General features: G+C 69.4%; 1 protein-coding gene. It reads left to right on the top strand.

From position 1 onward, the window contains the following. A partial coding sequence (locus SB658_RS27560) for a DUF3093 family protein (RefSeq protein ID WP_410603750.1) occupies window positions 1-235 on the top strand: 235 nt, incomplete at both ends.

The following is a 235-nucleotide window of genomic DNA, read 5'->3' as shown; positions in this document are numbered from 1 at the left end:
CGCTGAAGTTCATCGTGGGTGCCGCGATCGTGGCGCCCATGGTGTCGCTCGTCTTCGTGCGCTTCAACCAGACCGCAGCCCTCGCCATCGGCGTCGGAACCGCGGCGCTTCTCGTCTGGCTCCTGCTCGGTACCGCGCCTCGCGTGCGCGTGGAGAACGGCGAGCTCATCGCCGGCCGCGCGCACATCGACGTCGCGTTTCTGGGCGAGCCGAGGATCCTCACGGGCGAAGAGGC

Origin of the sequence: Bacillus sp. SIMBA_008 (assembly GCF_046535495.1) — a bacterium.
Taxonomy (GTDB): Bacteria; Bacillota; Bacilli; order Bacillales; family Bacillaceae; genus Bacillus; species Bacillus subtilis.
This window is presented reverse-complemented; position numbering and strand designations above follow the sequence as displayed.